13 protein-coding genes are annotated in these 13283 nt (G+C 73.4%); 5 read left to right on the top strand and 8 right to left on the bottom strand.

Annotated features, from left to right (window positions below):
• Positions 1 to 73: 73 nt before the first annotated feature.
• The 8 genes from ACILRH_RS15650 to ACILRH_RS15615 all read right to left on the bottom strand — a co-directional run bounded on the left by ACILRH_RS15650 (position 74) and on the right by ACILRH_RS15615 (position 9521).
• Positions 74 to 724, bottom strand: coding sequence for a response regulator (locus tag ACILRH_RS15650; RefSeq protein ID WP_395694792.1), 651 nt, complete (start codon positions 722 to 724; stop codon positions 74 to 76).
• Positions 721 to 2337 (bottom strand): sensor histidine kinase, encoded by a 1617-nt coding sequence (locus ACILRH_RS15645; protein ID WP_395694790.1) that lies wholly within the window; start codon positions 2335 to 2337, stop codon positions 721 to 723. Before ACILRH_RS15645 ends, ACILRH_RS15650 begins: the two co-directional genes overlap by 4 nt.
• Positions 2337 to 3251: a type II secretion system F family protein gene (locus ACILRH_RS15640; protein ID WP_395694788.1), complete on the bottom strand. Its 915-nt coding sequence runs from the start codon at positions 3249 to 3251 to the stop codon at positions 2337 to 2339. Before ACILRH_RS15640 ends, ACILRH_RS15645 begins: the two co-directional genes overlap by 1 nt.
• 1 nt (position 3252) lies before the next feature.
• Positions 3253 to 4236 carry a type II secretion system F family protein gene (locus ACILRH_RS15635; protein WP_395694786.1) on the bottom strand — a complete coding sequence of 328 codons (984 nt, stop codon included), beginning with the start codon at positions 4234 to 4236 and terminating at the stop codon, positions 3253 to 3255.
• Entirely contained in the window at positions 4233 to 5588 is a 1356-nt protein-coding gene (locus tag ACILRH_RS15630) for a CpaF family protein (protein WP_395694784.1), read from the bottom strand. Before ACILRH_RS15630 ends, ACILRH_RS15635 begins: the two co-directional genes overlap by 4 nt.
• 4 nt (positions 5589 to 5592) lie before the next feature.
• On the bottom strand, positions 5593 to 6768 hold the full coding sequence (locus ACILRH_RS15625; RefSeq protein WP_395694782.1) for a CpaE family protein: 1176 nt from the start codon (positions 6766 to 6768) through the stop codon (positions 5593 to 5595).
• A gap of 11 nt (positions 6769 to 6779) precedes the next feature.
• Positions 6780 to 7517, bottom strand: coding sequence for a Flp pilus assembly protein CpaB (cpaB, locus tag ACILRH_RS15620; protein WP_395694781.1), 738 nt, complete (start codon positions 7515 to 7517; stop codon positions 6780 to 6782).
• Between the two features lie 210 nt (positions 7518 to 7727).
• On the bottom strand, positions 7728 to 9521 hold the full coding sequence (locus ACILRH_RS15615) for an AMP-dependent synthetase/ligase (RefSeq protein WP_395694780.1): 1794 nt from the start codon (positions 9519 to 9521) through the stop codon (positions 7728 to 7730).
• A 94-nt stretch (positions 9522 to 9615) separates the two neighbouring features.
• Between ACILRH_RS15615 and ACILRH_RS15610 the strand changes: the two genes are divergently transcribed.
• The 5 genes from ACILRH_RS15610 (at position 9616) to ACILRH_RS15590 (ending at position 13187) form a co-directional block, all read left to right on the top strand.
• Positions 9616 to 10056, top strand: coding sequence for an SRPBCC family protein (locus tag ACILRH_RS15610; protein WP_395694779.1), 441 nt, complete (start codon positions 9616 to 9618; stop codon positions 10054 to 10056).
• Positions 10056 to 11255, top strand: coding sequence for an ArsA family ATPase (locus ACILRH_RS15605; protein WP_395694777.1), 1200 nt, complete (start codon positions 10056 to 10058; stop codon positions 11253 to 11255). The genes ACILRH_RS15610 and ACILRH_RS15605 overlap by 1 nt, the downstream gene beginning before the upstream one ends.
• Positions 11252 to 11683, top strand: a complete 432-nt coding sequence (locus ACILRH_RS15600) for a hypothetical protein (protein WP_395694775.1) — start codon at positions 11252 to 11254, stop codon at positions 11681 to 11683. The genes ACILRH_RS15605 and ACILRH_RS15600 overlap by 4 nt, the downstream gene beginning before the upstream one ends.
• Positions 11680 to 12621 carry an ROK family glucokinase gene (locus ACILRH_RS15595; RefSeq protein ID WP_395694773.1) on the top strand — a complete coding sequence of 314 codons (942 nt, stop codon included), beginning with the start codon at positions 11680 to 11682 and terminating at the stop codon, positions 12619 to 12621. Before ACILRH_RS15600 ends, ACILRH_RS15595 begins: the two co-directional genes overlap by 4 nt.
• 68 nt (positions 12622 to 12689) lie before the next feature.
• Positions 12690 to 13187, top strand: a complete 498-nt coding sequence (locus tag ACILRH_RS15590; protein ID WP_395694771.1) for a pyridoxamine 5'-phosphate oxidase family protein — start codon at positions 12690 to 12692, stop codon at positions 13185 to 13187.
• The last annotated feature ends 96 nt before the right edge of the window (positions 13188 to 13283 follow it).

Genomic DNA, 13283 nt, shown 5'->3' with positions numbered 1-13283 from the left:
ACGTGGGGTGTTTCGGGGCGCGCGGAGGCCGGGAGCGGGGAACTCGCCCCTCGATGGGTCGCTGGGTCCGGCGTCAGCGGGCGCCGGCGGGGTCGGCGGGCCGCACGGAGGAGAGCAGGCCGATGCGCATGGCGGTGACCAGCGCCTGGGCGCGGTTGGTGGCGCCGAGCTTCTGGTAGATGTGCCCGATGTGCGACTTGGCGGTCGACTCGCTCATGTAGAGCCGCTCGGCGATCGCGGCGGTGCCGAGCCCGTCGGCCAGCAGCAGCAGCACGTCGTGCTCGCGGTCGGAGAGACGGGTGGAGCCGGCGGAGCGGCGGACGACGGCCTGGGCGAGACCGCTGCAGACGAACGAGCGCGGTGAGACGGCGGCGTGCCGCGCGGTGCGCACGACCTCCTGGGCCGGGGCGTCCTTGCCGACGAACCCGGACGCACCGGCCTCCATCGCGGCGAAGATCTGGTCGTCGCCGGAGTGCATGGTGAGGACGACGACGCCGGTCGCGTCGCTGGCGCGCCGCACGGCCCGTACGACGTCGAGGCCGGTCCCGTCGGGCAGCTGGAGGTCCGCGACGACCACGTCGGGGCGCAGCTCGGCGAACGCCGCGAGCGCCTCGGCCACGGTGGCGGCCGTGGCCACCACGTCGAGGTCCGGCTCGAGGTCGAGCACGGCGGCGAGCCCGTTGCGGATCAGCTCGTGGTCGTCGACGAGGAGCACGCTGGTCATGTCAGGACCTCTTCTGGTCGGTGGTGGGTGCCCGGTGGGGGCTCGTCCGGGTCCGGCGCGGGGGCGATCAGGCGGACGGTGACGGTGGTGCCGTGGGGTGCGGCCCGGCCGACCTCGAGCGTGGCCCCGATGAGGGTCGCCCGCTCGCGCATGATCGCCATGCCGTGGGAGTCCGGGCGGCGAGGCTGGAGCCCACAGCCGTCGTCGCGCACGGTGATCTCGGCCGCGGGCGGTCGCACCCGGCAGTGCACCTCGATCGCGGTGGCCCCGGCGTGGCGGACGGCGTTGGTCATCGCCTGCTGGGCGATCCGGTAGAGCTCGGCCTCGACCTCGGGGCGCAGCCGGATCTCGCGCTCGTCGAGGGTCACGTGGATCGGGACGCCCGAGGACTCGCTCAGGTGCCGGGCCACGCCACCCAGTGCCGCACCGAGGCTGGCGGCCTCGCCGACGCCGCTGCGCAGGGTGAGGACCGACCGTCGTACCTCCGCCACGACGGCCGAGATCCGCGTCCGGAGCGTCTCGATGCGCTCGGCCTGCTCCGCCGACGCCGGGGCGGCGGCGATCGCGTCGACGAGGTAGCCGAGCGACGCGATGTCCTGGGCGAGGCCGTCGTGCATCTCGCGGGCCAGCCGGCTGCGCTCGTACGACGTGGCGCGGTCGCGCAGGCTGGCGAAGAGCAGGGCGGTGTCGAGGTGCACCACGGTCGCCTCGAGCTCGGGCGCGAGGTCGCGGACCCGGCGCAGCAGGTCGAGCCGGTCGGTGTCCATCCGCTCCGAGAGCCGGCCCGCGACCACCGCGACCGTGCGCCCACCCCCGGCCAGGGGCAGGCAGAGCGGGAGTGCGAAGGCAGGCCCCTCGACGATCGCGCGCTCGGCGACCCGGCAGCGCAGTGCGAGGAGGTCGGCGTCCGGCAGCTGGCTGGTCGGGTCGGCCGCCGTGGCGACCAACGGGGTCAGGTCCATCCCGTTCGGGACGTAGAGCGCCACCTCGGTGGTCGGCAGCTCGTCACGGACCCGGTCGAGGATCGCCGCACCGAGGGTCGCGGGGTCGAGGCTGGAGCTGAGCCCGTCGGAGACCTCGATGAGCTCGCGGAGCAGGTCGCTGGCGTCGTGGTACGGCGCCAGCGAGTCGGGGTCGCTGCGCCGCAGGCTCGGGTGGAGGAACGTCGCGATCAGGCCGAACCCGATCGCGGCGACCGCGCTCGTGGTCAGTGCCCGCCACTCGGCACCGTCGAGGGCACCGCCCAGGCGCCAGGCGACCGCGACCGCGGCGACGAGCTGCCAGGAGAACGCGGTCACCGCCCCGCGCAGGCCGCACCGCAGCCCGGCGGTGAACGGGGCCACCGCCAGGGCGCCGACCACGGCGGTCGAGGAAGGCAGCGTCAGGCCGCAGAGCACCCCGACCGCCACCGGCTCGGCGACGGTCGTCAGCCACACGGGCAGCCGCGGGTCGAGCTCGACGAGCTCACCGAGGACCCAGACCACGCCGATCGCGAGTAGGGCGACGATGGCGGCGCCGTCGTTGGTCCACAGCGCCGAGGCGAGCAGCGCGACGAGGGCGAAGATGCGGGCGGCCGCGCCGAGCCGGAGCCGCTGCCAGGACCGTCGGGCCATCAGAAGGCATCCATGATGGTGAGGGCCGCGGGGCCGAGGACCACGATGAACAGCGCCGGCAGGATGCAGAAGATCAGCGGGATGGTCATCTTCACCGGCACCTGCTGTGCCTTCTCCTCGGCCCGCTGGCGGCGCTTGACCCGGATCTCCGAGGACTGGACCCGCAGGACCTGCGCGATCGGGATGCCGAGGGAGTCCGCCTGCACCATCGCCCCGACGAACGCACGCAGCTCGGGCACGTTGGACCGGTCCGCGAGAGCCCGCAGCGCGGCCGCCCGGCCCTGGCCGAGCTGCATCTCGCGCAGCACCCGGGCCAGCTCCTCGGCCAGCGGGCCCTCGGTGTTCTGGGCGACCTGCTGGACGGCGGCGTCGAAGCCGAGCCCGGCCTCCACGCTGATGGTGAGCAGGTCGAGGGCGTCCGGCAGTGCGCGGCGTACCTGCTCGGAGCGGTCGTAGCCGCGCTGGTAGAGGTAGAGCCCGGGCGCGTGGAAGCCGGTCACCGCGCCGGCCGCGGCGAGGACGAGCAGCACCGGCACCGGGGAGCCGAGGAGCAGGCCGACGACCGTGCCGACGCCGATGCCGGCGAGCGCGCCGAGCACGGTCCAGGTCAGCACCCGGTCGACGGTCCAGCCCGCCGGGTTGCCGGCCTGGTCCAGCCGCCGCCGGATCCGGTCGGGTGCGTCCCGGCCGGCCAGCCGCCGGCCCAGGCCGCGGGCCCGCTCCAGGAGCGGGTCCAGCGCACGCTCGCGGAACGGCGGGTCGGCCTCGGCGACCAGGGCCGTCGGCGTCGACGAGGTCGCCTCGATGAGCGCGATCGACCGGGCCACCCCGCGCTGGTCGGGCGCCTCGCGGAGGGCGAGGGAGAGCAGCACGATGGCGGCTGCCACCAGCAGGGCACCGAGGAGCAGGGCCACGTCAGACCTCCACCCGGACCAGACGGCTCATCCAGAACGCCCCGCCCGCCAGGAGCACGACCCCGAGGCCCACGAGCACCAGCCCCCGCGGGTCGGTGAACAACGGCATCAGGTAGTCGCGGTTGGCGACCAGGAGGTAGCCGGTGAAGGCGAGGGGGAGGACGCCCAGCACCCACGCCGACAGCCGGCCCTCCGCGGACAGCGCGGACACCTGGCGGCGGACGTACTCCCGCTCCCGCATGGTGCCCGCGACGGTCTCGAGGAGCTCGGCCAGGTTGCCGCCGACCTCGCGCTGGATCCGGATCGCCATCACGGTCCAGCGCAGGTCGGTGCTGTCGAACCGGTCGGCGACGCCGTCCAGCGCGTCCTCCAGCGACATGCCGAGCCGCGTCTCGACCAGGGCCCGGCGGAACTCCCCGGCGACCGGCTCGCTGCCCTCGCGGGTCACGGTCTCCGCCGCCTGTGCGAGCGACAGGCCGGCGGCGAGGGCGCCGGACATCAGCTGCAGCGTGTCGGGGACGGCGGCGGCGAACGCCTTGCGCCGGCGCCCGGCCCGCAGGCCGAGGTAGAGCCACGGCCCCAGGGCGCCGACCACGAGGAAGAGCGCGAAGAGCGCCAGGTTGCCTTCCCCGAGGAGGAGCCCGACCACCCCGGCGAGGGTGAAGAGCCCGACGTGCGCGAGCAGCCACTCGGCCGGCTTGAGGCGGCTGCCGGCGGCGTCCAGCCTGTGGCGGATGCGCTGCTCGAGCCCGCGGTTGCCCTCCAGCACGTGGGCGGCCGCCCCGGTCGCCTGGCTGACGGCTCCGGACCGTCGCCCGCCGGCCGCGGCGCCGGCCGGGTCGGGGCCCGCCAGGGGACCGACGTACGTCGCGACCCGCTCCTCCGGCGACATCACCCGGGTCCCGGACGCCGGCACCAGCAGGACGAGCACCATCAGCACGCCGACGCCCACGGCCGCCGCACCGACCAGCAGGAGCGCGCTCACCGCGCCTCCCGGACGAACAGGGCGGGGTCGACCTCGACCCCGGCGTACGACAGCTTCTCCAGCACCTTCGGCCGCAGGCCGGTGGCGACCAGCCGGCCCAGGCCGCGGTCCCAGAGGAAGACGTCCTGCAGGGTGACGACCTCACCCTCCATCCGCTCGACCTCGGTCACGTGGGTGATCCGCCGGGACCCGTCCTTGAGGCGGGTCTGGTGCACGACCAGGTCGAGCGCGGAGGCGACCTGCTCTCGGATCGCGCGCACCGGCAGGTCCATGCCGGCCATCAGCACCATGGTCTCGATCCGGGCCAGCGTGTCGCGAGGGCCGTTGGAGTGCACCGTGCAGATGGAGCCGTCGTGACCGGTGTTCATCGCCTGGAGCATGTCGAGGGCGGAGGCGTCGCGGACCTCGCCGACGACGATCCGGTCCGGACGCATGCGCAGCGCGTTGCGCACCAGGTCGCGGATGTCGACCGCCCCGCGGCCCTCGATGTTCGGCGGCCGGGACTCGAGCCGGACGACGTGCTCCTGGCGCAGCTGCAGCTCGGCGGCGTCCTCGATCGTGACGATCCGCTCGTCCTCGGGGATGAACGACGAGAGCACGTTCAGCGTCGTGGTCTTCCCGGCCCCGGTGCTCCCGGACACGATCACGTTGAGGCGGGCCCGCACGCATGCGTCGAGGAAGTCGCGGGCCGGCTCGGTCAGGGTCCCGTTGGCGACCAGGTCGTCGGCGCCCAGCGGCTCGGCGGCGAACTTGCGGATCGTGAGCGCGGAGCCGTCGACGGCCAGCGGGGGTACGACGGCGTTCACGCGGCTGCCGTCGGGCAGCCGCGCGTCGACCATCGGGCTGGACTCGTCGACGCGGCGACCCACCCGCGACACGATCTTGTCGATCGTGCGCCGCAGGTGTGCCTCGTCGACGAAGCGCGCGGCCGTCGGCTCCAGGCGCCCACCGCGCTCGAGCCAGATCTGGTGCGCCCCGTTGACCATGACCTCGGAGACCGTGGGGTCGCGAAGCAGCGGCTCGATCGGCCCGTAGCCCAAGATGTCGTCGGTGATCTCCTGGGTCACCCGGGCCCGGTCGCTGTGGCTCAACGGTGGGTCCTGCGCGCCCAGCACCTCGGCGAGGACGGTGCGGACCCGCTCGTCGAGCTCGTCGTGGTCGATGTCGGCGTCGTAGAGCTGCGGCCCGAGCTGTTCGAGGAGCTCGATGTGCACCGCGCCCTTGATCTCCTCGATCCGGTCCTGCTTGCGCAGCTGCGACTTGCGCCGGCCCAGCGGCTCGCCCTCGGGCGGCGAGGACGGCTCCGCGCCCGGGACGGTCCGGGCGGCGGCGAGGCGGTCGGCCAGCGTCATCGGGTCACCTCCGGATCCGGAACCGGCGGGCCGGTGCGGATGGGGCCGGGTCCGGACCACCGACCAGGACCGGTTCGGGCTGGCCGGCGAGCTGGGCGGCGAGCGTGCGGACGGCGGCGCTGGACGGGTGGTCGGGCTTGCCGGAGACGATCGGTGTGCCGGCGTTCGTCGCAGCGGCGATGTCGACCGACGTCGTGACCTGCGTGGCCACCGCCATGCCGAGGATCGCCTCCACCTTGTCCGGCCCGATGCCGACCGCGTCGTCGGCGCGGTTGAGCAGCAGGTGCCGGTGACCGCGGGCGATGCCGAGCACGTCGAGGGTCTCCAGCGCGACCCGCACGTTCTTCAGCGTCGGTACGTCGAGGGTGGCGACCACCACGCACTCGTCGGTCTCGTCGAGTGCGGCGAGCGTCGGCTCGTCGAAGGCCGGCGCGGTGTCGACGACGATCCAGTCGAAGGACTCGCGCAGGGTCGCCAGCACGCGCGACACCAGGCCGGGCGTGATCCGCTCGCGCACGTCCGGCTGGTTCGGAGCGGCCAGCACCATCACGGAGTCCTGGTGCCGGGTGAGCAGCTGGCCGACCATCGAGGCGTCCAGGCTGTCCTCCGCCCCGACCGCGTGCTCGATGGTGTGCGAGGGGAAGAGCTGCAGGGTGATCGCGACGTCGCCGAAGGCCAGGTCGAGGTCGACCAGGCACACCCGGCGCGCGCCGCCGTCGGCCAGCGACAGGGCGAGGTTGACCGCCATCGTGGTCTTGCCCACCCCGCCCTTGGGGGAGAAGACCGTGACGACGGTGCCCCGGTGGGGGACACCGGAGGGGCCGCGGAGCGCCACGTGCAGCTGGTGGGCGCGGTTCGCGGCAGCGGCGACGGCGTCGAGGTCGCGGTCGGGGACGACGTCGCGGGCCCCGGCCTTCATCGCGCGGGTCAGCAGCGCGGCGTCGAACGTGTCGCGCGCGAGCACCACGCTGACCGTCGGCCGGCCGGTGCGCAGCTCCTCGCAGGTGGTCAGGGCCAGGTCGAGGTCCAGGTGGGGGCCCAGCAGGACGAGGTACTCCTCGGTGTGCTCGGCCAGCCACGCCGCGAGCCGGTCGGGGGAGCCCACGCCGTGGGCGCCGTCGGGCATCGCGGTGAGCAGCTCCGCGACGGCGGCGGGATCGGGGTCGACGACGACGGGCATCGGTCAGCTCCTCACCGGAAGAGGTTCGCCGCGGTCACGCCGGTGCTGCCGGCCTTGACCGCGCTCTGGCCGTTGAGGAGGGCGAACGCGAGCTCCCCGTTGGTCGAGGCGTAGAGCACCTTCTGCGCCTGGCCCTGGTCGACGGCCACGGTGAGCAGCGTGCGGGGGAGCTCCTCGACGGTCTGGTTGCCACCGTCGTCGGTCGTGGTCGTCGAGACCGGTGCGGTCGAGCCCACCCCGAGCACGGTGACCCGAGGGAGCAGCAGCCGGGTGAACGGCTGCCCGGTGCCGGGATCGGTGCCGTTGAGGAACACCGAGACCTCCGACCCGGGCTCGAGGAAGCCCGAGACCCGCGCGGCGTCGGTGAGGTTGACCGAGACGGCCATCTTGCCGGCCGGGATCGGCAGCGTCGCGGCGGCGTCGCCGGAGGAGCCGAGCTTGTCGCCGATGAGCTGCTCACCCGGGTAGATGGTGACCAGGGCGACCTGGTCCGCGATCCCGGCGTACGACGTCGCGGCGTCGGCGAGCACGTCGGCCCGCGCCACGGTCTCGGTGCCGATCTTGCCGGCCGACTTCGCGGACGCGACCGACTCGCCGGCGGAGATCGGCTGGGTCGCCACCAGCACGTCCACCCCGTCGAACCGGTCCGCGGCCCGCTGGTCGGCCCCGCGGGCGTAGAGCACCACCAGTGCCACGCCGAGCACGGCGACCAGTGCTGCGCCGATGACGAGCGACCGGCGTCGATCCATCTCCGCTGCCTCCCCATCCTGCGTTCGAGAAGACCGGAGCAGGCCCGAGAGCCCGGTCTGACGCCGCACTGTAGGAGCGTCCCGAGAGGCTTCGGAACGGGGGAGCAGACCACTCTTTCTCGCAGGTTTCAGGCCCCCACGAAGGTGGGTAGAAGTCCCGGATTCAGCGGCTTCCGGCCCGTGGTTGAGCGGGTCTGGGGACTGGCCCCGTCAGACGTGGTAGATCGCCGCGACGTCGTCCTTGAACTCGCGCATCACCACGTTGCGCTTCAGCTTGAGGCTCGGGGTGAGCTGGCCACCCTCCTCGGTCCACTCGTCGGCGAGGATGGCGAACTTGCGGATCGACTCCGCCTTCGACACCGACTTGTTGGCCTCGTCGACGGCCTCCTGGATCGACGCGCGCAGGTCCGGGTCGTCGACCAGGTCGGCGACCGAGCCGGTCTTGCCGTGCTGCTCGGCCCACAGCGGGAACGACTCGCGGTCGATCGTGACCAGCGCGCCGACGAACGGCTCGCCGTCGCCGACCACCATGCACTGGTCGACCAGGAAGTTCAGGCGGACCCGGTCCTCGAGCACCGCCGGCGCGACGTTCTTGCCGCCGGCCGTCACGATGATCTCCTTCTTGCGCCCGGTGATCCGCACGAAGCCCTCGTCGTCGACCTCGCCGAGGTCGCCGGTGTGGAACCACCCGTCCCGCTCGAGCGCCTCCGACGTCGCCTTCTCGTTGCGCCAGTAGCCGGCGAACACCTGGCCACCCTGGAAGAGCAGCTCGCCGTCGTCGGCGACCCGGACCGCGGTGCCCGGCAACGGCCGCCCGACCGAGCCGACCTTGATGGCGTCGGGCAGGTTCGCGGTGAGCGCAGCGGTGGTCTCGGTGAGCCCGTAGCCCTCGAGCACGGTGAGCCCGATGCCGCGGTAGAAGTGGCCGAGCTTGTCGCCCAGCGGGGCGCCCCCGGACACCGCGTAGCGGCAGTGGCCACCGAGCGCGTCGAGCAGCTTGGCGTAGACCAACCGCTTGAACACCGCGTGCTTGGCGCGCACCACGAGCGACGGACGCCCGCGGTCGAGCCCGCGGGAGTAGTCGATCGCGGTCTGCGCGGCCTGGTCGAAGATCCGGCCCCGGCCGTCGGCGGTCGCCCGCTGGGAGGCGGTGTTGAAGACCTTCTCGAAGACCCGCGGCACCGCGAGGATGAACATCGGCTTGAACTGCTGGAGGTCGGGCAGCAGGTTCTTGATGTCCGCGCTGTGGCCGAGACGGGTGCGCGACTTGATGCAGCCGACCTGGATGATCCGGGCGAACACGTGCGCGAGCGGGAGGAACAGCAGCGTGGACGCGTCCTCGGTGAACAGCTCCTCGAGCTCGTCGACGGCGACGCCGAGCTCGAACATGAAGTTCCCGTGCGTGAGCATGCAGCCCTTGGGCCGCCCGGTCGTGCCGGAGGTGTAGATCAGCGTCGCGAGGTCGAGCGGCGTGGCCGTCGTACGCCGCTTCTCCAGCTCCTCGTCGGAGATGTCCTCCCCGAGCCGGGTGAGGGTGTGCACGGCGTTGTCGGCGATCGACCACACGTGGTTGAGGTCGTCGAGCTCGCCGCGGACCTCGGCGATCCTGGCCAGGTGGTCGGGCCCCTCGGCGACGACCGCCCGGGCGCCGGAGTCGCGCAGGATCCAGGAGATCTGCTCGGCCGAGGAGGTCTCGTAGACCGGCACGGTCACCGCTCCGGCGAACCAGATCGCGTAGTCCAGCAGCGTCCACTCGTAGCGCGTCTTGGAGATCAGCGCGACCCGGTCGCCGACGGCGACGCCGGCGGCGATCAGGCCCTTGGCGACGGCTCTGACCTCGGCGAGGAACTGGGCGGACGTGACGTCCTCCCAGGCCCCGCCGCCGGCTGCGGGCCGGCTGAACTGCACGGTGTCGGCGGCGTCGCGGGCGTTCGTCACCACGTCGTCGGTGAGGTTGCCCGTCGCCGGGATCTCGGTCGTCAACGGGGTGGAGAACTCGCGCACCGGCTGAGGTTACCGCGCGGACGACGGGCCCAGACCATCCGGTACGCTCGCTGCCCGAGTCGTCCACGACCACGTCCAGAAGCAAGGGGACCCGATGGCCGAGCAGACCGAGTCGTCGATCGTCATCGACGCCGCACCCGGCGACATCATGAACGTGATCGGGGACTTCCCTGCCTACCCCGAGTGGGCCAAGGGTGTCACGGTCGCGGACGTGGTGGCCGAGTTCGAGGACGGCTGGGCCGAGCGGGTCTTCTTCGCCCTCGACGTCAGCCCGATCAAGGACGAGTACACGCTGCAGTACGTGTGGGACGGCTACGACGGCGTCACCTGGACCCTCGTCGAGGGCAAGATGCTCAAGGCCCTGGACGGTGCCTACCTGCTGCGCGACCTCGGCAACGGCGCGACCGAGGTCACCTACCGCCTGGCGCTCGACGTGACGATCCCGCTGATCGGGATGCTCAAGCGCAAGGGGGAGAAGATCCTCATCGACACCGCCCTGAAGGGCCTGAAGAAGCGTGTGGAGTCCCTGACCTAGTGAGGATCCTCCTGTTCACCGGCAAGGGAGGGGTCGGGAAGTCCACCGTCGCGGCCGGCACCGCAGCGCTGGCCGCCGCCGAGGGACACCGGACCCTGGTGCTCTCCACGGACCCGGCGCACTCCCTGGCCGACGCCTACGGCTGTGCCCACGGCACCATCGGCGCCGAGCCGACCGAGGTCGCCGACGGCCTCTTCGTCCAGCAGGTCGACGCCCAGCTGCGCTTCGAGCAGTCCTGGGCCGACATCCAGCGCTACCTGCTCTCGGTGCTCGACGTGGCCGGCGTCGACCCGGTCGCCGCCGAGGAGCTGACCGTCATCCCGGGTGCCGAGGAGGTGCTCGCGCTCCTGGAGCTGCGGCTGCACGCGCTGTCGGGGGGCTGGGACGTGATCGTCGTCGACTGCGCACCGACCGCGGAGACGCTGCGGCTGCTCGCGCTGCCGGAGGCCCTGGGCTGGTACATGCAGCGCGTCCTCCCGGTGGAGCGCCGGGTCGTCAAGGCGCTGCGCCCCGTGCTCACCCGCGCCGCCGGCGTACCGATGCCCGGTGACTCGGTCTTCGACGCCGTCGAGCGGCTGCACGCCGAGCTCGAGGAGGTGCGCGAGCTGCTCAGCGGCCCGGACTCGAGCGTGCGCCTGGTGCTCACCCCCGAGAACGTCGTGCTCGCCGAGGCGCGGCGGTCGTACACGACCCTGTCGCTCTTCGGCTACCGCGTCGACGGCGTGGTCGCGAACCGGGTCTTCCCCGCCGACGGCGCCGACGACTGGCGGGCCGGCTGGGTGCTGGCACAGGACGAGGTGCTCGAGCGGGTCGAGGAGTCCTTCGCGGGCCTGCCGATCTGGCGCTCGGAGTACCGCTCGCGCGAGCCGGTCGGCGTCGACGCGGTCAGCGAGCTCGCCCGCGACGTGTACGCCGGCACCGACCCGCTCGCGACCACCCGGTCGCACGGTCCGTTCCGGATCCGGCGCACCGACACCGGGGCGGTCCTGCGGCTCGCGCTGCCCCTGGTCTCGCGGGCGGAGGTGGACCTGGCGCGCAACGGCGACGACCTGGTCGTGACCGTGGGATCGTATCGTCGGCTCCTCACCCTGCCGGCCGGGCTGGCGCGGCACCGCATCGCCGGCGCCCGGGTCGAGCAGGGGGAGCTGCAGGTGCGCTTCGTCGAGGTGGCCGGGGAGCCGGCCGGGAGGGTCACGTGAACAGGGACGGGGAGGACTCCACCGCCGGTCCGGCTTCCGGGTCGGGCGGGGGTCCGGACGTGGGCTCGGTGGCCGAGGAGGCCGCGAAGCTGCTCGGTGCGCTGGGCGGGTCGCTGGGCGACTGGGCCAAGGACGCCGCCGGTGACCTCGACCAGCACCTGGCCACCGGCGCGCCCGAGTGCACCTACTGCCCGATCTGCCGCACCGTGCACGCGGTGCGGCAGCTGAGCCCGGAGGTCCGGACCCAGCTGGCGACGGCGGCGACAGCGCTGATGCAGGCGGCAGCCGGGCTGATGGCGACCGCGGCGCAGGACCAGACCCGCCCGGGGGTCGAGCGCATCGACCTCGACGACGCGGACGACACCGACGACGACTGGGCGGTCAGCGACTGGCCGGACGACACCGATCCTGAGGAGGGCCCGCAATGAGCCTGGCGTGCGGCATCGACGTCGGCGGCACCAAGATCGCCGGCGGGGTGGTGGACGAGGACGGCCGCATCCTGGAGGAGCAGCGGGTCGTCTCGCCGGCCACCGACGCGGAGGCGATCGAGGAGGCCATCGCCGGCCTGGTCGCCGACCTGCGCTCCCGCCACGACATCGCCACCGTCGGCGTCGGCGCGGCGGGCTACGTCGACAAGTCGCGGGCGGTCGTGCTGTTCGCCCCGAACGTCGCGTGGCGCAACGAGGACCTCAAGAGCGAGCTCGAGCGGCGGGTCGAGCTGCCCGTCGTGATCGAGAACGACGCCAACGCCGCCGCTTGGGGCGAGTTCCGCTACGGCGCCGCGCACGACGCCGACGACCTCCTGCTCGTCACGGTCGGCACGGGCGTCGGCGGCGGGCTGGTGCTCGACGGCGAGGTCTACCGCGGCGCGAACGGCGTCGGCGCCGAGATCGGCCACATGCGCGTCGTACCCAACGGCATCCTCTGCGGCTGCGGCAAGCACGGCTGCTTCGAGCAGTACGCCTCCGGGTCGGCGCTGGTGCGCGAGGCGCGGGCGCTGGCCCTCAGCGGCGCGATGATCGCCCAGGGGATGCTGCAGCGCGCGGGTGGCGACCTCAACAAGATCACCGGCCCCCTGATCACCGAGGCCGCCCAGGACGGCGACGCCGGCGCCCTCCAGCAGCTCGCCGAGCTCGGCCGCTGGCTCGGCGAGGGCATCGCGTCCCTGACGGAGGTCCTCGACCCCGAGGTCGTCGTCATCGGCGGCGGCGTCAGCGAGGCCGACGAGCTGCTCCTCGGCCCCACCCGCGACGCCTTCGCCGGCCAGCTGGTCGGCCGCGGGTTCCGCCCGATCCCGGAGATCCGCCGAGCGCGTCTGGGCAACCACGCCGGGCTGATCGGCGCCGCGGACCTGTCGCGGCGCTGACGCGGCGCTGACGCGGAGCTGCCGGCGGGTGACCGATGAGTACGCGCCCGGGGGGCGGTCGAGACGACATGACCTCTGGACACCTGGACGACCGCTTCAGCGCCCCTGACGCCACGGCGCCCTCGTGGCGCTCCGTGGAGGAGCTGCTCGAGCGGGCCGAGCTCTACTGGCTGACCACCGTGCGGTCCGACGGCCGCCCGCACGTGACTCCTCTGGTCGGAGTCTGGAGCGACGGTCGTATCGCCTTCTGCACCGGCGTCGGTGAGCAGAAGCACGTCAACCTCCAGCACTCCTCGCCCGTCTCCGTGACCACCGGCACCAACGGCTGGCGGTCCGGCACCGACGTCGTGGTCGAGGGGAGCGCCGAGCGCGTCACCGGTCGCGAACGCCTCCTGCCGCTCGCCGACGCCTGGCAGCGCAAGTACGGCGATGACTGGGCGTGGAGCGCCGACGACGAGGGCTTCACGGACGGCGACGGCACCCGTCCGTGGGTCTACGTGGTGCCGCCGGCGAAGGTGATCGTCTTCGGCAAGGACCCACACGCGCAGACGACCTTCCGCCCCTGAGGGGTCGGGCGGGCCGGGACGTCATGCGGGGTGGGTGTCGGGGCGACCGGGTCGTATGACGTCCCGCGCGTGGTGGGCACGAGCGCGCGGCGGGTC

Origin of the sequence: Nocardioides sp. (genome assembly GCF_044226765.1) — a bacterium.
In the GTDB taxonomy this organism is placed as follows: Bacteria; Actinomycetota; Actinomycetes; order Propionibacteriales; family Nocardioidaceae; genus Nocardioides.
Note: the sequence above shows the minus strand (reverse complement) of the source record. Positions and strands in the feature narration are given on the sequence as shown.

What these genes read in the sequence shown, in the direction of transcription:
- ACILRH_RS15595 (WP_395694773.1), top strand. Translation starts at nt 11,680, where the DNA reads ATGAGCCTGGCGTGCGGCATCGACGTCGGCGGCACCAAGATCGCCGGC.
- ACILRH_RS15650 (WP_395694792.1), bottom strand. Translation starts at nt 724, where the DNA reads ATGACCAGCGTGCTCCTCGTCGACGACCACGAGCTGATCCGCAACGGG.
- cpaB (WP_395694781.1), bottom strand. Translation starts at nt 7,517, where the DNA reads ATGGATCGACGCCGGTCGCTCGTCATCGGCGCAGCACTGGTCGCCGTG.
- ACILRH_RS15630 (WP_395694784.1), bottom strand. Translation starts at nt 5,588, where the DNA reads ATGACGCTGGCCGACCGCCTCGCCGCCGCCCGGACCGTCCCGGGCGCG.
- ACILRH_RS15645 (WP_395694790.1), bottom strand. Translation starts at nt 2,337, where the DNA reads ATGGCCCGACGGTCCTGGCAGCGGCTCCGGCTCGGCGCGGCCGCCCGC.
- ACILRH_RS15625 (WP_395694782.1), bottom strand. Translation starts at nt 6,768, where the DNA reads ATGCCCGTCGTCGTCGACCCCGATCCCGCCGCCGTCGCGGAGCTGCTC.
- ACILRH_RS15590 (WP_395694771.1), top strand. Translation starts at nt 12,690, where the DNA reads ATGACCTCTGGACACCTGGACGACCGCTTCAGCGCCCCTGACGCCACG.
- ACILRH_RS15610 (WP_395694779.1), top strand. Translation starts at nt 9,616, where the DNA reads ATGGCCGAGCAGACCGAGTCGTCGATCGTCATCGACGCCGCACCCGGC.